Annotated in this window: 21 protein-coding genes, 1 tRNA gene and 1 pseudogene; 8 read left to right on the forward strand and 15 right to left on the reverse strand. The window is 66.2% G+C overall.

All coding sequences use genetic code 11. The features are described from left to right. The first annotated feature begins 56 nt into the window (after positions 1-56). On the forward strand, positions 57-1,037 hold the full coding sequence (locus H9L16_RS11625) for an RluA family pseudouridine synthase (protein WP_187551844.1): 981 nt from the start codon (positions 57-59) through the stop codon (positions 1,035-1,037). After that, on the forward strand, positions 1,030-1,632 hold the full coding sequence (locus H9L16_RS11630) for a hypothetical protein (protein ID WP_187551845.1): 603 nt from the start codon (positions 1,030-1,032) through the stop codon (positions 1,630-1,632). The genes H9L16_RS11625 and H9L16_RS11630 overlap by 8 nt, the downstream gene beginning before the upstream one ends. Positions 1,633-1,691: 59 nt before the next feature. Here H9L16_RS11630 and H9L16_RS11635 read toward each other — a convergent pair whose 3' ends face one another. Beyond that, entirely contained in the window at positions 1,692-2,036 is a 345-nt protein-coding gene (locus H9L16_RS11635) for a 4a-hydroxytetrahydrobiopterin dehydratase (protein ID WP_187551846.1), read from the reverse strand. Positions 2,037-2,124: 88 nt separating this feature from the next. On the opposite strand from H9L16_RS11635, the gene H9L16_RS11640 reads away from it, so the two are divergent. Both H9L16_RS11640 and H9L16_RS11645 read left to right on the forward strand, forming a co-directional pair. Then, entirely contained in the window at positions 2,125-2,751 is a 627-nt protein-coding gene (locus tag H9L16_RS11640; protein ID WP_187551847.1) for an NfuA family Fe-S biogenesis protein, read from the forward strand. 736 nt (positions 2,752-3,487) lie between these two features. Next, complete coding sequence (locus H9L16_RS11645) at positions 3,488-4,492, forward strand: hypothetical protein (protein WP_187551848.1); 1,005 nt, start codon at positions 3,488-3,490, stop codon at positions 4,490-4,492. A gap of 71 nt (positions 4,493-4,563) precedes the next feature. Here the strand turns inward: H9L16_RS11645 and H9L16_RS11650 are convergent. The 13 genes from H9L16_RS11650 to ccmA form a co-directional block, all read right to left on the reverse strand. Beyond that, a tRNA-Leu gene (locus H9L16_RS11650) sits at positions 4,564-4,649 on the reverse strand. Positions 4,650-4,679: 30 nt separating this feature from the next. Next, on the reverse strand, positions 4,680-5,285 hold the full coding sequence (locus tag H9L16_RS11655) for a cysteine dioxygenase family protein (protein WP_187551849.1): 606 nt from the start codon (positions 5,283-5,285) through the stop codon (positions 4,680-4,682). 53 nt (positions 5,286-5,338) lie between these two features. After that, positions 5,339-6,454: a homoserine O-acetyltransferase MetX gene (metX, locus tag H9L16_RS11660; protein WP_187551850.1), complete on the reverse strand. Its 1,116-nt coding sequence runs from the start codon at positions 6,452-6,454 to the stop codon at positions 5,339-5,341. Between the two features lie 112 nt (positions 6,455-6,566). Then, a complete protein-coding gene (locus H9L16_RS11665) occupies positions 6,567-7,574 on the reverse strand; it encodes a tetratricopeptide repeat protein (protein WP_187551851.1) in 1,008 nt (335 codons plus the stop codon). Continuing rightward, the gene (locus tag H9L16_RS11670; RefSeq protein ID WP_187551852.1) at positions 7,574-8,026 is read right to left on the reverse strand and encodes a cytochrome c-type biogenesis protein; all 453 of its coding nucleotides are present in this window, start codon (positions 8,024-8,026) and stop codon (positions 7,574-7,576) included. The genes H9L16_RS11665 and H9L16_RS11670 overlap by 1 nt, the downstream gene beginning before the upstream one ends. Beyond that, positions 8,026-8,571, reverse strand: a complete 546-nt coding sequence (locus tag H9L16_RS11675; RefSeq protein WP_187551853.1) for a DsbE family thiol:disulfide interchange protein — start codon at positions 8,569-8,571, stop codon at positions 8,026-8,028. Before H9L16_RS11675 ends, H9L16_RS11670 begins: the two co-directional genes overlap by 1 nt. Further along, complete coding sequence (locus H9L16_RS11680) at positions 8,568-10,511, reverse strand: heme lyase CcmF/NrfE family subunit (RefSeq protein WP_187551854.1); 1,944 nt, start codon at positions 10,509-10,511, stop codon at positions 8,568-8,570. The genes H9L16_RS11675 and H9L16_RS11680 overlap by 4 nt, the downstream gene beginning before the upstream one ends. After that, complete coding sequence (ccmE, locus tag H9L16_RS11685) at positions 10,511-11,026, reverse strand: cytochrome c maturation protein CcmE (RefSeq protein ID WP_187551855.1); 516 nt, start codon at positions 11,024-11,026, stop codon at positions 10,511-10,513. The genes H9L16_RS11680 and ccmE overlap by 1 nt, the downstream gene beginning before the upstream one ends. Continuing rightward, a complete protein-coding gene (ccmD, locus tag H9L16_RS11690; protein WP_187551856.1) occupies positions 11,023-11,193 on the reverse strand; it encodes a heme exporter protein CcmD in 171 nt (56 codons plus the stop codon). The genes ccmE and ccmD overlap by 4 nt, the downstream gene beginning before the upstream one ends. Beyond that, positions 11,190-11,957: a heme ABC transporter permease gene (locus tag H9L16_RS11695; RefSeq protein ID WP_187551857.1), complete on the reverse strand. Its 768-nt coding sequence runs from the start codon at positions 11,955-11,957 to the stop codon at positions 11,190-11,192. Before H9L16_RS11695 ends, ccmD begins: the two co-directional genes overlap by 4 nt. 133 nt (positions 11,958-12,090) lie before the next feature. After that, positions 12,091-12,666, reverse strand: a complete 576-nt coding sequence (gene azu / locus H9L16_RS11700) for an azurin (RefSeq protein WP_187551858.1) — start codon at positions 12,664-12,666, stop codon at positions 12,091-12,093. A gap of 89 nt (positions 12,667-12,755) precedes the next feature. Further along, positions 12,756-13,427, reverse strand: a complete 672-nt coding sequence (gene ccmB / locus H9L16_RS11705; protein WP_187551859.1) for a heme exporter protein CcmB — start codon at positions 13,425-13,427, stop codon at positions 12,756-12,758. Beyond that, positions 13,424-14,068, reverse strand: a complete 645-nt coding sequence (ccmA, locus tag H9L16_RS11710) for a heme ABC exporter ATP-binding protein CcmA (RefSeq protein WP_187551860.1) — start codon at positions 14,066-14,068, stop codon at positions 13,424-13,426. The genes ccmB and ccmA overlap by 4 nt, the downstream gene beginning before the upstream one ends. Before the next feature lie 91 nt (positions 14,069-14,159). Here ccmA and H9L16_RS11715 point away from each other — a divergent pair, with 91 nt between their 5' ends. Then, on the forward strand, positions 14,160-15,308 hold the full coding sequence (locus tag H9L16_RS11715) for a pyridoxal phosphate-dependent aminotransferase (RefSeq protein ID WP_187551861.1): 1,149 nt from the start codon (positions 14,160-14,162) through the stop codon (positions 15,306-15,308). A 111-nt stretch (positions 15,309-15,419) separates the two neighbouring features. Continuing rightward, positions 15,420-16,265, forward strand: a complete 846-nt coding sequence (locus H9L16_RS11720; protein WP_187551862.1) for an amidohydrolase — start codon at positions 15,420-15,422, stop codon at positions 16,263-16,265. 139 nt (positions 16,266-16,404) lie between these two features. Here H9L16_RS11720 and H9L16_RS11725 read toward each other — a convergent pair. Then, positions 16,405-17,457, reverse strand: a pseudogene (locus H9L16_RS11725) (IS3 family transposase). 285 nt (positions 17,458-17,742) lie between these two features. Between H9L16_RS11725 and H9L16_RS11730 the strand changes: the two are divergent. Together H9L16_RS11730 and H9L16_RS11735 are read left to right on the forward strand one after the other, a co-directional pair. Beyond that, entirely contained in the window at positions 17,743-18,084 is a 342-nt protein-coding gene (locus H9L16_RS11730) for a type II toxin-antitoxin system RelE/ParE family toxin (protein ID WP_187551863.1), read from the forward strand. Then, positions 18,081-18,371, forward strand: coding sequence for an XRE family transcriptional regulator (locus H9L16_RS11735; protein ID WP_187551864.1), 291 nt, complete (start codon positions 18,081-18,083; stop codon positions 18,369-18,371). The genes H9L16_RS11730 and H9L16_RS11735 overlap by 4 nt, the downstream gene beginning before the upstream one ends. Positions 18,372-18,720: the final 349 nt, after the last annotated feature.

Raw genomic sequence — 18,720 nt, forward strand, 5'->3', positions numbered from 1 at the left:
ATCAACCGCGACAGCTGCAGGCCCACGGCGGGCAGGCCCACAGGAGCATGCCCCCGATGACCGATTCTACGCCTCCGACCCCGCCGGCTCCGCCGACCACTGGTGCGCGCACCGTCCGCGTGGCGGAAGACCGCGACGGCCAGCGCGTCGACAATTTCCTGCTGGGCTACCTGAAAGGGGCGCCGCGCAGCCTGATCTACAAGCTGCTGCGGTCCGGGCAGGTGCGGGTAAATGGGGGCCGGATCAAGGCAGAACGCCGGCTGGAAGCAGGCGATGAAGTACGGATCCCGCCGATCAAGCTGCCGGATCCGACTGAAAAGGGCACGCCACCGCAGGGCTTCATGGATGCGCTGGAGGCGGCAATCGTGTTCGAGGATGCCCGCCTGCTGGCCCTGAACAAGCCGTCCGGTGTGGCCAGCCACGGCGGCAGCGGCATTTCCTTCGGTGCCATCGAGACCCTGCGCGCGCTGCGGCCGCGGGAAACGCTGGAGCTGGTTCACCGGCTGGACCGGGACACCTCCGGTCTCCTGATCGTGGCCAAGAAGCGCAGCGCGCTCAGCGAATTGCAGGCCTTGTTGCGGGAGGACCATGGGGCCGGCATCGACAAGCGCTACCTGGCGCTGCTGACCGGGCGGATGCCGGACGGAACGATGTCGGTGGACGCGCCGCTGCATGTCGGCCTGCGCCAGGGCGGCGAACGCCACGTGCAGGTGAATTTCCGCGGCAAGCCGTCGCTCAGCCACTTCCGCCTGCTGGAGCGCTGCGGCGGGCAGAGCTATTGCGAAGTCCGCATCGAGACCGGCCGCACCCACCAGATTCGCGTGCATGCCAAGCACATCGGCCATGCGTTGGCTGGCGACGACAAGTACGGCGACGAGGCCGCCAACCGGAAGCTGCGCGAGCAGGCCGGGTTGAAGCGCCTGTTCCTGCATGCCACCAGCCTGGAGTTCGCGCTGGATGGTGGCAAGCAGCCGTATCGGCTGAACGCGCCCTTGGCACCGGATCTGGTGGCGGTGCTGGATCGCCTGCATGGCTGAGAACGTGCACGCGCTGCGCCCGGAGATGACCGATGCGGAGATCGGCGTGCTCCGCGAGTGCTTGTCCAAGGCGGCCAGCCTGGTCGAATTCGGCAGCGGCGGCAGCACCCTGCTGGCCGTGTGCAGTCCTGCTCTCAAGCGGATCTGGTCGGTCGAGAGCGACGCCGACTGGATCGCAAGTCTGCGTGGACACCCCGAGGTGGCGCATGCCGAACGCGACGGACGTTTGCACTTCACCCACGCCGATATCGGCCGCACCGGCGACTACGGCACGCCGCTGGACAAAATGGCGCAGGCACGCTGGCCCGATTACCACCAACAGGTCTGGCGCGACCCGGCCACGACGTCGGCCGATCTGGTCCTGGTCGATGGCCGCTTCCGCGTGGCCTGCGCGCTGGAAGCGCTGGCCCGCTGCCAGCCGCATACGATCCTGCTGTTCCACGATTTCTGGAACCGCACGCACTACCACCCGGTGCTGGCGTTCACCGACTGGCTGGGCAGTTGCGATTCGCTGGCGATCCTGCGTCGCAAGACCAGCATCGACCAGGTCAAGTTCGAGGCGGTGCGCCGCCTGCACCGCATGAATCCGGATTGAGTTCCCGCTGGACGCGCCGGCGGCGCGTGCAGATCAGCCTCCACCACATGCCGCGGGATTCATAAGCCGGCGAGCGCGTCCGCCTTGGCCGCACAGATGAAGTCGTTCTCCGAAAGCCCGCCGACATCGTGGGTGGACCAGCGCACCACGCAGCGGTCGTAGTGCACCGAGAGGTCGGGGTGGTGGTTTTCCGCATTGGCGACGTGCGCCAGCGCGTTGACGAAGGACATCGTCCGGTAATAGTCGGGGAAGGTGAAGCTGCGGCTCAGCGCGTGGCCCTGCTCGGTCAGCTCCCAACCGGGCAGCTGCGGCAGCAGTTCGCGGATGCTGGCGTCGGTCAGGCGGTGGTCGTGGCCGTGGCGTGGCAGGCAATGCGCCTGTGCGAGCGGGATCAGGTCGGCCATGGCGATGTCCTTTCGGGAATGAACCGGGCGTGTGGGCACGCCGGCGCGCAAGGGATGCGCAACCCGGCTGCATCGTTAGAATACCGGGATGATCCAGATTTCCGAAGCCGCGCAGACCCACTTCCGCAAACTCATCGAGCGCGAATCCGCGCCCGGCCTCGGTGTGCGCCTTTCGGCGCGCGATCCGGGCACCCCGCGCGCGGACGTGCGCCTGGAATTCGCCGGCAGCGAAGACCTGACCGGCGACGAATGGGCGATCGATTGCGAGGGCTTCACCCTATGGCTGGACGCCCCCAGCGTGCCGTTCCTCGATGGCGCGGAGATCGACTACACCGCCATGGCCACCGGCGGCCAGCTGCAGATCCGCGCGCCGAAGATCAAGGGCGTGGCACCCGCCGACGGCGCTTCGATCGTCGAGCGCGTGCGCTGGACCATCGAGCAGGACATCAACCCCCAACTCGCGCAGCACAAGGGCCATGTCAGCCTGCAGGAAGTGACGGCCGATGGCGTGGTGCTGCTGCGGTTCGGCGGCGGTTGCCACGGCTGCGGCATGGCCGATGTGACCCTGAAGCAGGGCATCGAGAAGACCCTGATGGAGAAGGTGGCGGGCGTGATCGCAGTGCGCGACGCCACCGACCACGACACCGGCAATGCGCCCTTCATCCCGCGCGGCGCGGGATCCGAATCCGGCGCGTCGCCGCTCGGCGCGGCCTGATCGGATCGGCCGCGCGTGACGACAGCCGCTGACGTCATCGCCGCGCTCAACCAGCGCCGCCAACGCAAATCGCTGCGCCCGGAAACGCCCGGGCAGTTCCCCTCGGGCTGGCAGGATTGGTTCGACACCCAGCCGCGCGTGGATCCGGCGACGTCCACCGCGGCGGTGGCGGGCCTGATCGATGCCGCAGCGGCCAAGCCGTTGCGGGCAATCCCGCGCAGCCCGCGCCGCTTGAGCCGCTGGCAGGCCTTCGGCGGGCTGTGGCAGCAGAACTGGGAACCGGATCTTCGCGAGGATCGCACTCTGCGCATCGGCGTGCGCGTGCTTGACATGGTCCTGCACCTGCTGCTGGCCGGCGCGCTGTTGTGGATGATGTACCTGGGCTTCATGGCCATGGCGCGGGAGGCGGACGAGGAAGACGAAGCGGTGCAGGTCGAGTTCATCGGCCGCGGCAATGTCGCCGAGGGTGGCGGCGCGCTGGCGAATGCCGGTGCGGATTCCGCCCCGGCCGCAGCGGCACCGGCGCAACGCGCGGCCACGCCGTCGCCCGCGAGTGGTCGGCCCGATGCCGCGATCGCTCAGAGGCCGATGCCGGCGCAGCCCCGATGCCGGTCGAGACGGAGATGCCACAGCAGGTGCAGGCGGTGGTGCCGCCGATGCCAGCGGAAGCCGCGCAGCGGGTACAGGTCAGCGAATCACCGACCCCCCCGAACCGACGGCGTTCCAACTGCCGGCGGTGCGCGAACGCAGCGTGCAGGTGCCGGAGGTGCAATTGCGCGAACCGCAGCCGCGCCAGCAGGTGGAAGAGATCGCCACCCTGCGTCCGCAGCCGGTGCGCAGCCTGCAGCCCAGCGAGCGCCAGGCGCAGCTGCGCATGCCGGAATTGCGCAACCAGCCGCAGTCGCTGGACGTTCCCACACCGCAACGCATGCAGGCCGTCGCCGCGCGGGCAACGCCCGACATCGCCACCCGCCAGCTGCAGGTGCCCACTCTGCGCGGTGAAGTGCGCGATATCCCGATGCCACCCGGTGGCGCGCCCACGCCCGCGGCCCAGCCTGGGCGCGGCACGGCATCGAACGCCAATGCCGCCGCCAACGGCACCGGAGGGGAACGTGGCAATGCGTTGTCCGCCGGCAAGGCGCCGGCAGGCAGCGGGCAGGGCACCACGGCGGCGGCGCAAGGCGGGCGTGGCGTGACCACCGCCGGTGCCGGCGCAGGTCCGGGCAACAAACCGGCGCCCGGTGGCTGGCCGGGCACGGCCAAGACCGACGACTGGGGCGCCTCGAATCGCAACGTTGCCGGCACCGGCACCGGTAATGGACGCAACGGCGACGGAAGCGGCAAGCCCGGGCTCTACAACAGCGACGGCAGCCTGCGCCTGCCGGACGAATGGACGCAGCAGAGCGGCATCAACGTCGATCGCTCCGGCACCTGGCTGAAGCGCCCGGGGCTGGAATACCGCGGCACCCGGTTCGACAAGTACTGGATCCCACAAGGGAACCTGCTGGAGGAATGGGTGCGGCGCGGGATCAAGAAAATCGCCATCCCGATCCCGGGCACCAATACGCGGCTGGAATGCGTGGTGTCGATGCTGCAACTGGGCGGCGGCTGCTTCCCGGTGAATCCCGACGTCAACGCACAGCCCGCGGTCGCGCGGCCGCCGCCGGACATTCCGTTCAAGCCGCAACTGCAGGAAGACAACGGCAGTGTGAAACCGCAGGATCCGCCGCCCGGCGGCTGAGTGCGCGGCTCGTTGCAAGACACGGCGAACGCCGGAAACAGAAAAGCCACGCAATGCGTGGCTTTTCATTTTGGTACCGGTGATAGGACTCGAACCTACACGACATCACTGCCGGGGGATTTTGAATCCCCTGCGTCTACCATTCCGCCACACCGGCACGGGCGCGAAGTATAGCCCAGCGCGTGGCTCAGGCGGCCTTGTCGGTGGCGAGTTGTGCGGTTTCGCAGGCATACCACTCGCCCTCATGATGGGCGAACTTGGCGCAGCAGCCCATTGGGGCCTGGTAGATGTGCAGCGACACCGCGACAGCATCCGCACTGCTGTTGCGGATCGTGTGGTACTCGTGCGGCGGGATCAGGCTGCCGGCGCTACCCGGGCCGGCATGCATGCCGCCAGCGGCGCGGAATCGGGTGCGTTCGCCGACCTGTTCCAGCAGTTCGTATTGGGTGATCTCCAGGTCGCCGTGCCAGACGCCTTCTACGCACCACAGGCCGGAATGGTCGTGCAGCGGCGTGCCTTGCCCCGGTCCCCAGGTCATCGCGACGACGCTGTAGCCGTGTTCGGCACTGCGATACAGCTCGCGACGCGCGTAGTGGTCGACGATGGGTTCGTGCACACAGTCCGGCAAGTGCACATCGGGGTCGCGGATCAACTTGCACAGGGCCGAGCGCAGCGCGGACATGACCGCATGCGTATCTCCGGCGCCGACCGCGGCATCGACCATGGCGATGAACTTGTCGCGGCCGTGGAATTCGACCGGAGCGAATTGGAGCTCGGAACAGGGCGAGGTCATGTCCGAAGTCTACTAAAGGTTATGTCGTCATGCCCGTGAGGCATGACCGGCTGTCATCCTGCCAGGAAGTCGCGGACGGCCGGGCCGAATCGCTCGCTGTCCACCAGGAAGGCATCGTGGCCCTGCGGCGACGGCAATGGCAGGAACGTGGCTTCGCAGCCGCTGGCGCGCAGGCCGTCGGCGATCTCCTCCTGCTGCTGGAGCGGGAACAGGATGTCGGCCTGCACCCCGATCGCCAGCGCCCGTTCCAGCCCGCGGATGCCGGCCAAGCCTTGCGCGGTGGTGCCGGCGCAGCCTTCGCCCAGATCGAACCAGTCCATCGAGCGACTGAGGTAGAGATAGCAGTTCGGGTCGAAGCTGCGCACGAACCGGCGCGCATGGCCTTCCAGGTAGCTTTCGACCTCGAACTCCAGGCCGAACGGATCCTCGTCATCGCGGCGGTCGGATTCCAGCCGCACGCGACCGAAACGCCCGTCCCATTCCAGCGCGGAGCGGTAGGTGATCACACCCAGCTTGCGCGCCATGCGCATGCCGGACTCGGGATAGGCGTCGTCGCTGTAGTGGCCGTTGTTCCACAGCGGGTCGAGGCGTATCGCTTCGCGTTGCAGCGAGCGGATCGCGATCGAGAATGGCAGCGCGCGCGCGGCACCCGAAATGTTGATGTGGGAGCGGGCGATGCCGGGATGCCGCTGCAGCAGCGCCAGCGCAGTCATCCCACCCATCGAATTGCCGACCACGCAGGCCAGTCGTTCGATGCCGAGCGCGCGCACTACCGCGACTGCGGCATCCGCGCCGTCCTCGATCGACAGTTCCGGGAAGTCCAGGCGGTACGTCTCGCCGGTGGCCGGGTTGATCGAGGCCGGCCCGGTCGAACCCTTGCAACTGCCCAGCGAATTCACGCAGACCACGAACCAGCGATTGGTGTCGATTGGCTTCCCGGCGCCGAGCATCCACTCCCACCAGCCCGGCGCGGGATTGCCGGCGTTGGCGGCGGCATGCGCGTCCGGCGACAGCCCGGTGACGATCAGGATCGCGTTGCTGCGCTCGGTGTCCAGCGTGCCCCAGGTCTCGTAGGCCAGACGCGGGCCATGCAACGCGCCGCCGCGTTTGATCGGGAACGCCGTGGGCAGGTCGAACCAGCGCGTGCCGGGTGGGATGAATTCGGTCATGTTTTGCCGTCATCCCGGCGAAAGCCGGGATCCAGCTTCGGATTTTGACTTGCCCAGCGGATAGAGCAAGGCTGAATTCCGGCTTCCGCCGGAATGACGAGAAAAGCGGGACTTATTTCCCGATCACCAACTTCACCGGCTCGTCTGCAGGCAACGTCACCCGCACCGGCTTCGATTCGATGTCGCCGTCCTGCTTGTTGGCGATGCCGCTCTGCGAGAGCCGCGCGACCAGCACGACTTCTTTCAGCTGCGAGAGTTTGAGCGTGGGCATCGGGCTGTCGCCATCGTCGAGGCTGGCGGTGAACGGCAGGTCGGACACGCTGCGCTTCTCCACCGCGACCGGCATCGGCGGGCCGTCCGGCGCACGCGCGATGACGAAGACAGTGGCATCGCCGCGCAGGCGCACGCGCGCCGCGAAGTCGGGATCCAACGCGACCTTCACAGCGAGTGCGTCACTTGTTTCGGGCGCAGCTGGAGCGAGCGCAACGACAAGCGCAGGCAGGCCTGCATCCGCGCGGGCGGCATCGATTTCCTTGCGCAGGCTGGTGGCGGTGGCGGCATCGACCTGCGCGAGCAACGGTTCCCAGGTCGCCGCCGCGGCGGCGTTGTCGCCGGTCTGGCGTTGGGCGATGCCCAGGAACCAGCGCGCACGTTGGTGAGTGGCTTCAGCCGCGATGGCGCGCTTGAGCAGGTCGACGGCCTGCGCATCGAACAACCGTTGCGGGTGGGCCAGCGCGCGCGACTGCGCGGCTTCGGTCAGCAGATCGGGATTGTCCGGCAGCAATGCAACGGCCTTGGCATAGGCATCGCGGGACTTCGCGGCCTGTCCTTCGCGCTGATAAGCCTGGCCCAGCAGTCGCCAGCCTTCGGCCTGGCGCGGATCGCGTTGCAGTTCGGCTTCGAGCTGGACAATCGCATCGCCCAAGGTCTTCGGGGTTTGTTGCGCCGTGCCATCCAACGCGCGCGGGGTGCCGACGAGCATGTACAGCAGGCCGGTCGAGGCCAGCATTATCACGCCGATGCCCAGGGCCACGCCGCGTGCGTCGCGCCACAACGGACGTAACAACACGGCCACGGTGGCGAGACACAACAGGGTGGCTAGCGCGACAAAAACGGTCATCACCACTCCTGCGGTTCGTCATTGCGCGGCAGGGGCTGCGCGGGTTTGCGGCGCACAAGCACCACGACCAGGGCCATGCCGGCCAGCAGGATCAAGGCCGGGCCCAGCCACAGCAGCCAGGTGCGACCTTCGACCCGCGGCTTGTACAGCACGAACTCGCCGTAGCGCTGCACCAGATGCTCCTTGACCTGCGCATCGCTCTTGCCCGCACGCATGAGATCCAGTACTTCACGGCGCAGTTCCAGTGCGATCAACGCGTTGGAATCGGCCAGCGACTGGTTCTGGCACATCACGCAGCGCAACTCGGCGGCCAGATCGTGGAAGCGCGTTTCCTCGGCGGCATCGCGGAATTGCAGAGGCGCGGCATCGGCCTGCTGGTTGGCCTGCGCGAATGCCGGCAGGGATGCGGGCAGCGTGGCCAGCCACAGCAGCAGGGCAAGCACGAGCCGCATCAGCGCGCAGCCTCGACCTGCTGCAGCGCCGGCAACAACTCATCGACGATGACGGCATCGGTGAGCGCGCCGACGTGCTTCCAGCGGATGATGCCGGCACCATCGACCAGGAACGTTTCCGGCGCGCCGTAGATGCCCCAGTCGATCGCAGCACGACCCTCGATATCAGCCAGCACCAGCCAGAACGGGTTGCCGAATTGCTCCAGCCAGCGCAGTGCGTCGGCCGGTTCGTCTTTCCAGTTGTAGCCGACCACGCGCACGCGCTTGGTCTCGGCGAAGCGGGTGAGCACCGGGTGCTCCACGCGACATTCAACGCACCAGCTGCCCCAGACATTGAGCAGGAACGGCTGTCCGCGAAGATCGGCCAGGCGCACCGTGTGCTTCGGGTCGTGCAAGACGGGCAGCGCGAACTCCGGTGCCGGCTTGCCGATCAGCGGCGATGGCAACACATCGCGGTCGGGGTTGCGGCTCATCCAGACACCGGCGGCAAGCAGTGCGGCCAGTGCGAAGAATACGGCCAGCGGCAACCATCGCGAGGTTTTCATGCTCGCACTCCCTGCGGTTTGCCGTCATCCCGGCGTACTCTGAAACGCTTGTCGGTGGCGGCGACCAATCCGCCAAGCGCCATCAGGAATGCGCCCGCCCAGATCCAGCGCACGAATGGCTTCACGTGCACGCGCAACGCCCACGCGCCTTCGCCCAGCGGTTCGCCGAGTGCGACATACAGGTCACGGGTGATACCGCGCTCCAGCGCCACTTCGCTCATCACCTGGCCGCCGCGATAGCTGCGCTTTTCCGGATGCAGGGTGGCGATGTGATCCGAGCAATCCCGAAGGACGTCGACCGTGCCGCGTTCGGCACCGTAATTCGGGCCGTCGAGATGTTGCACGCCCTTGAGGAGGAAGCAGTACGTGCCCAGGGGCACCGACTGGCCCGGTGTCACCGCGACCTCGCGTTGCTGGCTCAGCCCATCGTCGAGCAATGCGCCGATCAGGAACACGGCGATGCCGAGATGCGCCAGGGTCATGCCCCACATTTCGCGGGTCAGGCGTGCGCCCGGCATCTTCCAGTGTGACCACAGGAAGCGCAGGGTGCCTGCGGCAACCCAGACTGCGCCGAGGATGCCGGCTGCGGTTTTCCATCCGCCTTGGGGGGCGAGGAAGAAGGTGGCCACGCCCAGTATCAGTGCCAGTACCGCCCATGGCAGCAGCATCCGCAGCGGCATCGCCATGTCCTCGCGCTGCCAGCGTGTCAGCGGACCGAACGGCAACAGCAGTACCAGCGGTGCCATCAGCAGCAGGAACATCATCGCGAAGTAGGGCGGGCCGACCGAGATCTTGCCGAGTTCCAGTGCGTCGGCCAGCAGCGGATACAGCGTGCCGAGCAGGACCATCGCGCAGGAGGTGGTGAGCAGCAGGTTGTTGAGCAGCAGCAGGGTTTCGCGCGAGCCGGCGGTGAACGGCTTGGCGCTGGCGTCGGCCTCGGGTGCGCGCAGTGCGTACAGCAGCAGCGATCCGCCAATGACGATGCCGAGGAAGATCAGCACGAACAGGCCACGGGTCGGGTCGGCCGCGAATGCATGCACGCTGGTCAGCACGCCCGAGCGCACCAGGAAGGTGCCGAGCAACGACAGCGAGAATGCGGAGATCGCCAGCAGCAACGTCCAGCCGGCGAAGCTGCCGCGCTTCTCGGTGACCGCCTGCGAATGCAGCAGCGCAGTGCCGGCCAGCCACGGCATGAAGCTGGCGTTCTCGACCGGATCCCAGAACCACCAACCGCCCCAGCCGAGTTCGTAATACGCCCACCAACTGCCGAGTGCGATGCCGACGGTCAGGAACGCCCACGCCACGTTGGTCCATGGTCGCGTCCAGCGCAGCCACTGCGCGTCGACGCGGCCTTCCAGTAACGCGGCGATGGCGAACGCGAACGGCACCGAAAACCCGACATAGCCCAGGTAGAGCATCGGCGGATGGATGATCATCCCCGGGTCCTGCAGCAGCGGATTCAGGTCGCGGCCTTCGGCAGCAGCCGGCAGCAGCCGCTCGAAGGGATTGCTGGTGAAGATCAGGAAGGCGAGGAAGCCGACAGCGACGATGCCCATCACGCCGAGCACGCGCGCGACCACCGGCATCGGCAATGCGCGCGAGAATCGGGCGACCGCTGCGGTCCACAGCGCCAGGATCAGCGTCCACAGCAGCAGCGAGCCTTCGTGCGCGCCCCACACCGCGGTGTAGCGGTAGATCACCGGCAGCAGCGAATTGGAGTTCTCGGCGATGTAGCGCTGCGAGAAATCCTGAGTGATGAAGCCGTGGGTGAGGATGGCGAAGGCGAGCGCGACCAGCGCCAGTTGCAGGTAAGCGGCGGGCCGCGCGATCGCCATCAGCGGCGCCACCCCGCGATGCGCGCCGAGCATCGGCAGCAGCGACTGCAGGATCGCGGCAAGCAGGGCCAGGATCAGCGCGACTTGTCCCAGTTCGGGCAGCATCAGTAGTTCCCCTCTCCCTTCGTGGGAGAGGGTGCCGCCGCGCCAGCGGTGGCGGGAGAGGGGGGCACGTCATGCTTCGTGTGCGCTTTGCCCATCTTGTCGGCGACTTCCTTGGGCATGTAGGCCTCGTCGTGCTTGGCCAGCACGTTCTCGGCGACGAACACGCCGTCCTGCATGCGGCCGGTGGCGACGACCGCCTGCTTCTCGCGGAACAGGTCAGGGAGGATGCCGGTGTAGACCACCGGCAGGCGCGCGTCGCCGTCGTCCACCTCGAAGCGGGATTCCAGCGAACCCGGCGTGCGCTTGAACGAATTGGCGGCGACCATCCCGCCCAGGCGGAAGCGGGCTTCGCCGGACGCGACCTGCGGGCCGGCTTCGCCGGTCAGCACTTCGTTCGGCGTGTACAGGTAGGCCACGTTGCGCTGCAGGGCCAGCGCGATCAGGGTGGTGGCCAGCGCGGCGGCGGCCACCACGGCCAGCACCAGCCACAGGCGGCGCTTGCGAGTCGGGTTCATCGTTCGAGTTCCGTGTTCGCGGCGGGGGCGCGATTGGGGTTGCGGGCCGCGCGCTGGCGCACGGCGCGCAGGGCGGTGCGCCACTGCAGTTTCGGCGCGATGTAGTCCCACAACATCACCACCGCGAAGACCGCGTAGGCGGCGATGACGTATTCGCGGTAGCTCATCGCTCGTGCTCCGGGGCAGACTGCGTCGTCACCAGTTTCGCCACCCAGTCCTTGCCGGCTTCGCGGCGCAGGTTGTCTGCACGGGCGCGTGCGAGCAGCGAGCCGACAAACCACAGGTGGGTGCCGATCACCATCCACCACAGCGGCGCGATCATGCTCGCGTCCATCGAGGACTCGCCGAGCAGGCGGATGGTCTGGCCTTGGTGCAGCGAGTTCCACCACACCACCGACCAGCGGATCACCGGCAGCAGGGCGACGCCGACGATCGCCAGCAGGCCGGCAGCGCGGGCGGCGTTTCGGCGGTCGTCGATGGCCGCGTACAGGCCCATCACGCCCAAGTAGAGGAACAGCAGGATCAGCTCGGTGGTCAGGCGCGGATCCCAGTCCCACCACGTGCCCCACATCGGCTTGCCCCAGATCGAACCCGTGGCCAGGGTGATCAGGGTGAAGGCGGCGCCGCTGGGTGCGCAGGCCATCGCCAGGATCTCGCACAGCTTGATCCGCCAGATCAGCGCGATCGCGGCATACACCGCCATCAGTCCGAAGATGCCCATGCTCATCCACGCGCTCGGCACATGGATGTAGAGGATCCGGAAACTGTCGCCCTGCTGGTAATCGGCGGGTACCTGGAACAGCGCGCCATACAGGCCGATGCCCATCGTCAGCAGGCCGAGCAGGTACGCCCATGGCGTCCAACGGGCGGCGAAGCGGTCGAAGTAGGGGGGCGAACCGAGTTGGTGGAACCAGCGGATCAGCGGGGACATCGCGGCCTGTGCGGGTGCGGCGCACATGGGGCCGCGGCAATCCGGGAAGGATACCAGCCCCGCGCGCCAGGCGGCCTCGGCGTGGCGGCACGGGTGTGGCCTGGCAGCGCCCGCCCGTGCCGCCGCGTCGGACTCATTGCACCTGCAGGCTGCCCTGCATCAGCGACATGTGGCCGGGGAAACTGCAGAAGAACTTGAACGGGCCGCCGTCCTTGAGCTTTGCCACGTCGAAGGTCACCGACGTGGATTCGCCGCCGCCGAGCATCTTCGTGTGGGCGATGACGCGGGCATCGTCCGGCTTGATGTGTTCCGGGGTGACCGACATGCCGTCGGCGGCGATGCCGGACATGTCGGCCTGCCTCGCCACCACCACGTTGTGGCCCATCACGTTCACCGCCATGGTGCCGACGTGCTTGAGGTTGATGGTGAACTGGGCGCAGCTGGCGGGAACGGTGATCGAGTCCGCGTTGTACTGCATGGCATCGTTGCCTTCGATCGTGGTGGTGCAATCGGCGACGGTGGCCGGTTTGCTGCCGGTGGAGGCGACGGGCGCGGGTGCGACCGGGGCGGCTTCGGCGGGCGCCGGGGCTGCCGCCGCTTCCGTTGCCGGTGCGGCAACGGGGGGCTCGGCGGATGGTGCGGGCGACTGGCTGCAGGCGGACAGGGCAAGCGCCAGCGCGCTGGCGACGAGGATGTGGCGGGATTTCATGGGGAAACTCCTGGTGCACGTGGGGCCGGCGTGATCCGCCGGGATGTCGCCATCGTCCCGCTTCGCGGTAGCGCGCACCTTGATCCCGATCAATCGTGGGCAATGCGCAATGCCGCGGCCGCGGTCAGCGGCGCCAACACCGACGCCAGCACCAGCCCGGCGCCCAGCAGGAGCAGGGCACCCACCGCATCCAGGCCCTGTGCGCTTGCCGCCACCGCGCCGGCGCCAAACACCAGTACCGGCACATAGAGCGGCAGCGCCAGCAGCGCGACCAGCACGCCGGCGCGGCGCATGCCCACGGTCAGCGCCGCGACCACCGCGCCGAGCAGGCTCAGGATCGGCGTGCCCAGCAGCAGGCTGGCCATCAGCACCGGCAATTGCGCCTGCGGCAGGTGCAGGAGTTCGCCGAGCAGCGGTACCGACACGATCACCGGCAGCGCGGTGGTCGCCCAGTGCATCAGCGTGCGCACCAGCACCAGCCACCACAACGGCACCGGCGCCAGCATCCACTGCTCCAGCGAGCCGTCCTCGGCGTCGCCGCGAAACAGGCTGTCGAGCGCCAGCAGGCCGGCCAGCAGCACCGCCAGCCACAGCACGGCGGATGCGACCGGCGCCAGCGATTCGGCATCGCCACCCAGCGCCAGCGCGAACAGCACGACCGTCAGCAGCGCGAATAGCGCAGGCTGGAAGGCATCGCCGCGGCGTGCCCACAGCAGTTGCAGGTCGCGACGCAGCAGCGCATTGGCGGCCTGCCACATCATGCGGCTGCCCCGAGTTCGAGCAGACGCGTACGCACCGGCGGCGCTGCGTAGGCGCCATGGGTGGTGATCAGCGCCGCGCCGCCGTCGCGGAGGTGCGCCTGCACCATCCGGTTGACCAGGGTGATGCCGTCGAGGTCGAGGTTGGCGTAGGGTTCGTCGAGCAGCCACAGCGGCGCCGGCGACAGCCACAGGCGGGCCAGCCCGAGCCGCTTCTTCTGGCCGGCGGACAAGGTGCGCAGCGGCGCGTCCTCGTAGCCGGCCAGGCCGACGATGGCCATTGCGGCTTCGGTGCCCTGCGCTTCGCGGCGGCCGTGCAGGCCGCACAGGAAATCGAGGTTCTGCAGGGCCGACAGATCCGCCTTCAGCCCGGGCAAGTGGCCCAGGTAAGCGACGAAGCGCGCACGCAATTCATGCCGCGCCGGTTGGCCATCGATCTGCATGCTGCCGGCATCCGGCCGGAGCAGTCCGGCGAGCACGCGCAGCAGGGTGGTCTTGCCGGCGCCGTTGCCGCCCTGGACCAGCAGCGCCTCGTTGGCGTCCACCGCGAAATCCAGCGGCCCGAACACCGGCGTCTCGTTGCGGGAGAACGCCAGCCCGCGCACGGCGAGCAGGGGACTGGGGGAGACGGCGGAATCGGGCATGGGCACGGGATTCTACCGACATGGGGATCGGTCACATGTCTGCGCGACGGGATTCCGTAAACTCCGGCATCCATACAATCAGTTCGCATCGATGCAGATCGCAACCAAGTTGCCGAAGGTCGGCACCACCATCTTCACCGTGATGTCGCAGCTGGCCGTCGAGCACGGCGCGGTCAACCTCGGCCAGGGCTTCCCGGATTTCCCGGTGCCGGGGCGCCTGGTGGACGCATTGACCCGCGCGATGCAGGCCGGACACAATCAGTACGCGATGATGACCGGCGTGCCCGCGCTGCGGCAGGCGATCGCCGGCAAGACCGAGCGCTGCTACGGCTGGCAACCCGATGCCGATGCCGAAATCACCATCACCAGCGGCGCCACCGAGGCGATCTTCGACGCGATCCATGCGGTGGTGCGCGCGGGCGACGAGGTGATCGTCCTCGATCCCTGCTACGACTGCTACGAGCCGGCGATCGACCTGGCCGGCGCGAAAGCGGTGCACGTTGCGCTGGATCCGCTCACGTTTGCGCCCGATTGGGCTGCGGTGCGCGCCGCGATCACCCCGCGTACGCGGATGCTGATGATCAACAGCCCGCACAACCCGTCCGGCGCGATGTTCGGCGTAGAGGACATGCGTGAAGTGGCATCCATCCTCGCCGGCACGGACATCATCCTGTTGAGCGACGAGGTCTACGAACACATCGTCTTCGATGGCGCGCGCCACGAGTCCGCACTGCGCTATCCGGAACTGCGCGAACGTGCGTTCGTGGTCTCCAGCTTCGGCAAGACCTACCACTGCACCGGCTGGAAGATCGGTTACTGCATCGCGCCGCCGGCGTTGAGTGCGGAGTTCCGCAAGGTCCACCAGTACAACGTGTTCTGCACGTTCGCCCCGGCGCAGCACGCGTTCGCCGAGATGCTGGTCGAAGAGCCCGAACACTACGAGGAACTCGGCGCGTTCTACCAGGCCAAGCGCGACCGCTTTCGCGCGCAGTTGCTCACCACCAAGCTCAAGCCACTGGCGGTGCCGGGTGGGTATTTCCAGTTGGTCGACTACTCGACGGTCAGCGACCTCGACGATGCCGCGTTCTGTCGCTGGCTGACCATCGAGAAGGGCGTGGCCGCGATCCCGCTGTCCCCGTTCTACGAAACCCCGCCCGCCGGCCAGCGCCTGGCGCGGCTGTGCTTCGCCAAGAACGACGCGACGCTGGATGCGGCGATCGAACGCTTGCGCTTGCTTTGAAGTCATCGCCCTGAGCGCAGCGAAGGGCCTGCTGTTTCAGACGAAAACAGATCCTTCACTGCGCTCAGGATGACAAATTCCCTAAGCTTGGGATGACAGAAGGAACGAGCCATGCAAAATCTCCGCGTCTCCATCGTCCAGGGCGAAACCCGCTGGCACGATCCTGCCGGCAATCGCGCCTATTACGGCGAACTGATCGCGCCACTGCACGGCATCACCGACCTGGTGGTGTTGCCGGAGACTTTCACCAGCGGCTTTTCCAACGATGCGATCGGCAATGCCGAGACCATGGACGGGCCCACCGTCGAATGGATTCGAGACCAGGCCCTGAAGCTCGATGCGGCGATCACTGGCAGTGTTCAACTGCGCACGCAGCAGGGCGTCTTCAATCGTATGTTGTTTGCCACCCCCGATGGCGGGCTCACGCATTACGACAAGCGGCATCTGTTCTCCTTTGCGAAGGAAAACGAGCGCTACGCCTCGGGGCAGGAGCGTGTCGTCGTTTCCTGGAAGGGCTGGAATATCCTGCTGCAGGTTTGCTACGACCTACGCTTCCCGGTGTTCGCGCGCAACCGTTTCAATGTGGATCGCACTGAGGCAGCCGACTACGACCTCGCGCTGTACGTGGCGAATTGGCCGTCGGCGCGTGCCTATCCATGGAAGACGTTACTGCGCGCGCGCGCCATCGAGAACCTATGCTATGTGGTCGGCGTCAACCGCGTCGGCACCGACGGCAACGGCCTGCACTACAGCGGCGGCAGCGCGGTGATCGACTTCCTAGGCCATCCGGTCAGCGAAGCCGCCGACGAGGAAGTGGTTGCTACTACAGCATTGCAGGCTGCCGAACTGGCAGAGCATCTCCGCCGCTTCCCGGCGCTGTCAGATCGAGATGTGTTCGAACTGGATTCCGTTAAGGAAACTAGGGTCGATTTCGGTCCAGGAGCTTATCGTAATTGATATGGGGCTGTCGTAGATGAGGTGGGTTTAAGCTGGTGGAATGGGCCTGAACCGCTGCAAATTAAGAACAAGACTGCAATCTCGGCTGGTCGAGTTTTTGTGCTCGAAGTGACCGTCCGTCCAGCCGTAAGCTCCCCCGTCAAGCAGACACTGCAAAAGTAGAGCTTCCGGCGTGCTTGTCGCGGTACTCGGCGGGGCTTAGTCCTCCGAGCGAGTCGTGGGGCCGTTCTTCGTTGTAGTCGATCATCCAACAGTGCGCAGCCTCGCGGACGTCCTCAAGGCGGGCGAACAGATGCTGGTCTAGCACTTCCTCGCGGAAGGTGCGGTTGAAACGCTCGATGTAGGCGTTCTGGTTGCGCTTGCCCGGCTGGATGTATTGGATGGCCACGCGGTTCGCTTTTGCCCACTGGGTGAAGGCCTCACCCAGGAACTCCGGCCCGTTATCGGAGCGCATGACTTGCGGCAGGCCATGGTCGCGCTTGAGTTGCTCGAAGATGCGAACCAGCCGGTTCGAGTTGATCGACGTGCCGATCTCGATGTGCAGGGCTTCGCGGTTGAAGTCATCGACGACGTTGAAGGTCCGAAAGCGCGGCCGCACGCGAGTGCATCGCTCATGAAGTCGATTTACCACACGGTATCGGGCAGCTTCGGCACGTACAGCGCCACGCGCTCACGCTTGGGCAGATGCCGCTTGGCGGCTCGTCGCAGGTTCAACTTCATCGCCCTGTACACCCGATAGATCCGCTTGGGGTTCCAGTCCGGCCGCGTCTTGCGTAACTGGTCGCTGCACTTCCAGAAGCCGCGGCTTGGCCGCACTTCCAACAACCTGGCCAGCGCGACAACTCTACGCATGCACAGGACCGGCTCAGAGGGCGCGCGTGTACCTGCATCAGGTACCGCGCCGCCTCGCGCTTCTGCGCCGGCCCTACAGCTTTTTTGCGATCAGGTCCTTCATCGCTGCGTTGTCCAGCGCCAACTCCGCGTACATGCGCTTGAGCTTGGCGTTCTCGGCTTCAAGCTCCTTCGCCCGACGCAGCTCGGAGGCTTCCAAGCCGCCGTACTTGCTCTTCCACTGGTAGTACGTCGCCGTGCTGATGCTGGCTTGGCGGCAGATGTCCTTCACCGGAATCCCGGCGTCGGCTTGTTTGAGGATCGAGACGATCTGCGTCTCGGTGAATTTGGATGTGCGCATGGAACCTCCTGGCTGGGAAACGATGCCAGAAAGTGTTCTAGTTATGAGATTTCTGTCAGGCGGGCGAGCTTACGAATCGATCTGCACGCGCCAGAAATCGTCTTCAAATACTGGATTCAATTTTGACTCTCCCTGAGCCCTAACGCCTGAGTTAAGCCGGACCGCTGCGCGGAACGGCGGAGTGGTACACGTCACCATGCAGCCGAGCCGCGAAGCGGTCTCGGCTTGAACGAATTGTTAGGCGGCGGCAATTGACGTTCGTACCTATTTAGGTACAATGCGCCCATGCCACCCATCTTGTCAGTTCGTTTCTACTGTACGACAACAGGCAATGAGCCTGTCCGCGATTGGCTGTTAGCGCAAGTCTCACCAGGCGCCAGAAAGGCGATTGGTGCAGACATCAAGACAGTTCAGTTTGGGTGGCCGATAGGAATGCCGGTTGTACGCAAGATGGAATCAGGCCTTTGGGAAGTTCGGAGCAATATTCCGGAGGGAATTGCCCGAGTGCTTTTCACGATAGTTGGCGCAGACATGGTGTTGCTGCATGGTTTTGTAAAGAAGACACAAGCCACACCAAAGGCGGATCTCGCTTTGGCACAAACCCGAATGAAAGAGGTGAGAGCGTGAGCAAGAGCAAGCACATTGGTAGTGACTTTGATGCTTTCCTGGCTGAGCAAGGCGAGCTTGAAGAGGCAACTGCGATTGCCGTTAAGCGTGTGATTGCCTGGCAGATTGAGCAGGCGATGCAAACGACTGGCGTGAATAAGAGCGCTTTGGCTAAACGCATGCACACAAGCAGAACGGTCGTAGATCGGATGCTAGATGCGACTGACACGGGGCTGACGCTCGAGACCATGACAAGGGCAGCAACTGCTCTTGGGTTCAGGGTGCGAGTGGATTTGGTAGCCGCCTAACGCCTGAGTTAAGCCGGACCGCTGCGCGGAACGGCGGAGTGGTACACGTCACCATGCAGCCGAGCCGCGAAGCGGTCTCGGCTTGAACGAATTGTTAGCGCGCACCAAACACGACTGGAACTATCACCAAGAAAACTGCCAGCGGCAACAGTATGAATGCGGTGAACTTCCACAGCAAAGAGCGTCTAGTTGGGGGAGTCCACCGCTCTGTCCGTAGCCTCCGTTCCATGCCCAAGTTCCAGCTGGCATAGCGCGGTGAGTGCACGAAACTCACTAGAACGAAGAATGCGCTCATGACGGCTTGGATCTGGATAACTCCCAAGAAGCTTTCAGGGTCGTCTGCGCGTAC

Origin of the sequence: Thermomonas carbonis, from assembly GCF_014396975.1 — a bacterium.
In the GTDB taxonomy this organism is placed as follows: Bacteria; Pseudomonadota; Gammaproteobacteria; order Xanthomonadales; family Xanthomonadaceae; genus Thermomonas; species Thermomonas carbonis.

Bases quoted from the DNA above. Each gene is read 5' to 3' on its own strand.
- H9L16_RS11720 (WP_187551862.1), top strand. From the start codon at position 15,420: ATGCAAAATCTCCGCGTCTCCATCGTCCAGGGCGAAACCCGCTGGCAC.
- ccmE (WP_187551855.1), bottom strand. From the start codon at position 11,026: ATGAACCCGACTCGCAAGCGCCGCCTGTGGCTGGTGCTGGCCGTGGTG.
- H9L16_RS11730 (WP_187551863.1), top strand. From the start codon at position 17,743: ATGCCACCCATCTTGTCAGTTCGTTTCTACTGTACGACAACAGGCAAT.
- H9L16_RS11640 (WP_187551847.1), top strand. From the start codon at position 2,125: ATGATCCAGATTTCCGAAGCCGCGCAGACCCACTTCCGCAAACTCATC.
- H9L16_RS11715 (WP_187551861.1), top strand. From the start codon at position 14,160: ATGCAGATCGCAACCAAGTTGCCGAAGGTCGGCACCACCATCTTCACC.
- H9L16_RS11665 (WP_187551851.1), bottom strand. From the start codon at position 7,574: ATGACCGTTTTTGTCGCGCTAGCCACCCTGTTGTGTCTCGCCACCGTG.
- H9L16_RS11635 (WP_187551846.1), bottom strand. From the start codon at position 2,036: ATGGCCGACCTGATCCCGCTCGCACAGGCGCATTGCCTGCCACGCCAC.
- H9L16_RS11680 (WP_187551854.1), bottom strand. From the start codon at position 10,511: ATGCTGCCCGAACTGGGACAAGTCGCGCTGATCCTGGCCCTGCTTGCC.
- ccmB (WP_187551859.1), bottom strand. From the start codon at position 13,427: ATGATGTGGCAGGCCGCCAATGCGCTGCTGCGTCGCGACCTGCAACTG.
- H9L16_RS11670 (WP_187551852.1), bottom strand. From the start codon at position 8,026: ATGCGGCTCGTGCTTGCCCTGCTGCTGTGGCTGGCCACGCTGCCCGCA.
- metX (WP_187551850.1), bottom strand. From the start codon at position 6,454: ATGACCGAATTCATCCCACCCGGCACGCGCTGGTTCGACCTGCCCACG.
- H9L16_RS11655 (WP_187551849.1), bottom strand. From the start codon at position 5,285: ATGACCTCGCCCTGTTCCGAGCTCCAATTCGCTCCGGTCGAATTCCAC.
- H9L16_RS11675 (WP_187551853.1), bottom strand. From the start codon at position 8,571: ATGAAAACCTCGCGATGGTTGCCGCTGGCCGTATTCTTCGCACTGGCC.
- H9L16_RS11625 (WP_187551844.1), top strand. From the start codon at position 57: ATGACCGATTCTACGCCTCCGACCCCGCCGGCTCCGCCGACCACTGGT.
- ccmA (WP_187551860.1), bottom strand. From the start codon at position 14,068: ATGCCCGATTCCGCCGTCTCCCCCAGTCCCCTGCTCGCCGTGCGCGGG.
- azu (WP_187551858.1), bottom strand. From the start codon at position 12,666: ATGAAATCCCGCCACATCCTCGTCGCCAGCGCGCTGGCGCTTGCCCTG.
- H9L16_RS11695 (WP_187551857.1), bottom strand. From the start codon at position 11,957: ATGTCCCCGCTGATCCGCTGGTTCCACCAACTCGGTTCGCCCCCCTAC.
- ccmD (WP_187551856.1), bottom strand. From the start codon at position 11,193: ATGAGCTACCGCGAATACGTCATCGCCGCCTACGCGGTCTTCGCGGTG.
- H9L16_RS11630 (WP_187551845.1), top strand. From the start codon at position 1,030: ATGGCTGAGAACGTGCACGCGCTGCGCCCGGAGATGACCGATGCGGAG.